This is a genomic window from Streptomyces sp. 8K308 (genome assembly GCF_004348315.1).
In the GTDB taxonomy this organism is placed as follows: domain Bacteria; phylum Actinomycetota; class Actinomycetes; order Streptomycetales; family Streptomycetaceae; genus Streptomyces.
On sequence record NZ_SMKC01000554.1, the window covers coordinates 1 to 2470 of the forward strand.

General features: G+C 73.6%; 3 protein-coding genes. 2 read left to right on the forward strand and 1 reads right to left on the reverse strand.

Annotated elements, in window-relative coordinates:
• The first annotated feature begins 43 nt into the window (after positions 1 to 43).
• Together E1265_RS35560 and E1265_RS35565 are read left to right on the forward strand one after the other, a co-directional pair.
• Positions 44 to 823 (forward strand): ATP-binding cassette domain-containing protein, encoded by a 780-nt coding sequence (locus E1265_RS35560; RefSeq protein WP_207931344.1) that lies wholly within the window; start codon positions 44 to 46, stop codon positions 821 to 823.
• Between the two features lie 6 nt (positions 824 to 829).
• Entirely contained in the window at positions 830 to 1285 is a 456-nt protein-coding gene (locus E1265_RS35565) for a transcriptional repressor (protein ID WP_132935075.1), read from the forward strand.
• Between the two features lie 105 nt (positions 1286 to 1390).
• On the opposite strand, the gene E1265_RS35570 is transcribed toward E1265_RS35565, so the two are convergent.
• A partial coding sequence (locus tag E1265_RS35570; protein ID WP_132935076.1) for an MFS transporter occupies positions 1391 to 2470 on the reverse strand: 1080 nt, incomplete at its 5' end.

A 2470-nucleotide genomic window follows, 5' to 3' on the forward strand; every position in this document is an offset into this window, starting at 1 on the left:
CGCCTCCCCCGTCGCGGCCCCACCGCTGCTGACCGTCACCGACCTGACGGTGCGCTACCCGGGACGGGGGCGCCGCGCGACGCCGGTGACCGCGGTCGACGAGGTGTCCTTCGAACTGGCCGCCGGTGAGACCCTGGCCCTGGTCGGCGAGTCCGGCAGCGGCAAGTCATCCACGGCGACGGCCGTCCTGGGACTGCGCCGCCCCGAAGGTGGCCGGGTCCTGTTCGACGGGCAGGACCCGTACCGCCTCCCCGAGCGGGAACTCCGCCTGCTACGACCGGCCTTCCAGCCCGTCTTCCAGGACCCGCACGGCTCGCTCAGCCCTCGGCAGCACATCCAGGACGCCATCGCCGAGCCGCTGCGCGTCCAGGGCCGCTGGCATCCGGTTTCCGGCCCACGCCGCGTCGCGGAACTGCTGGACATCGTCGGACTCGCCCCGGAACACGGCCGACGGCGGCCCCACGAGCTCTCCGGCGGCCAGTGCCAACGGGCCGGCATCGCCCGCGCCCTGGCCGGCGAGCCCCGGCTGCTCGTCCTCGACGAGCCTGTGTCGGCCCTCGACCCGACAGTGCGCGCCGGCGTCCTCGAACTGCTCACCCGGCTCCAGCACGAGCGGGGTCTGGCGTACCTGTTCATCTGCCACGACCTGACGCTGGTACGGGACTTCGCCCACCGAATCGCGGTCATGCGCGCCGGTCGCCTCGTCGAAACCGGCCCCGTCGCCCGCGTCCTCACCCGACCGACCCACTCCTACACCCGTGCCCTTCTCGACGCGGTGCCCACCGGCGTCCTCACCGAGCACACCCATCCCCCCAGGAGGTGACCGGCCTTGGCACACCGGAGCGACCCGGCGGCGTCCCGCACCGCCCCGGCGAGACGAAGGCCCCACAGACGAGCCGAGGTGTTACGCGTCTTCACCGACCGCACGGACTTCGTGTCGGCACAGCGACTCCACGCCCTGCTGTCCGCCGCCGGGATCCGCGTCGCGCTGACCACCGTCTACCGAACGCTGTGGGATCTGGAAGCCCGCGGACGGGTGGACATCGTCCGCGACGAGACCGGCGAACGGCTCTACCGCGCCCGCCCGGACGGCGATCACCGCCACTACCTGATCTGCCGCTCCTGCGGCCACACCAGCCCCGTGGACTCGGACCTGGTCGAGGAGTGGGCCGACCGCGTCGGCCTCGACGCGGGCTTCTCCGCGGTCCGCCACACCGTCGAGCTCACAGGTGTCTGCGACGGATGCGGCACCGACGCCCGCGAGAGCGAACAGGGCCAGGCCTGAGGCACAACGGCCGGCGCCGTGCCCGACCGCCGGCCAGGCGGGCGTGCCGGGCACGCTGCGCGGCCCGCACTCGGCTGACGAGACGGATAGGGAGCGGGCAACCGCTCACCGTCGCCGCTCCGCCGTCACCGCCCGATCCTCGCTGGTCGTCGCGGGGTGTTCGCGTGCTGCCGTCTGGTCCCACCAGGCTGGGACGAGGGCTGTCAGCATCAGGAGCGCGGTCAGGGCGAATGCCCAGGGGTAGCCGGTCAGGCCGGTCACCGTGCCGAAACTGACCGCGCCGATGCCCATACCCGCGTCGTAGGCGACATTCCACAGGGCGCTCACCGTCCCGTACCCGGAGGCCGGGACGCGGGAGTACATCAGGGTGATGGTCGCGCTCTGGGTGATGCCGAACCCGACGCCGAACACGGCCGCACCCACGACGACCGCGACGGGTACGCCCGTGAGGGCGACGGCGAGGATGCCGGCGGCCGAGACGACCACCCCCGGTATGAGCAGCCCGGCGGCTCCGCGCCGGTCGGCGTGCCGTCCGGCGAACCAGCGGGATGCGGTCGCGGCGGCCGGTTGCACGAAGAGCGCCGCGGCGACCACGCCGGAAGAGCCCGACGCCACGGCCAGCGGCAGAAAGGTGACGACGATCCCCGCTCCCACCGCCGTCACCGTGAACACGGCCGTGGGGCGGCCGAGCGCACCGGAACGGGCCCCGGCGAAGATCCCCAGGGGCGGCCCCAGCGCCGCTTCCCGGCCGGGCAGGCCCGGGACGGCGGCAATGGAGACCAGGGCGATCAGCGCCGCCGCCATGCAGACGGGCCCGTACCCCGTGTTCACCGCCAGCCAGGCCCCGAGCGGCAGGCACACCAGCGACGGCACACCGGCCATGACGCCGATCAGGGCCAGCCCTTCCCCACGGCGTTCGGGCGGGATCAGCGAGGCCGTCAGCGCCCCACCCGCCACCAGGGTGAACGCGAAGCCGAGCCCCCGGACAAGGCACACCGCCACGATCCACGCCATACTCTGCGACACGGTCAGGGCCAGTGCCGGAGCACCCAGCAACAGCAACCCCGCCCCCAGCATCACCCGATAGCCACAACGTGCCGCCAACCACGGGGCTGTCAGCTCGCCAGCCACCGTGGCCAGCATCAGCGCACCGGTGACCAGGCCCGCCGTACCGCTGCCCCCGCC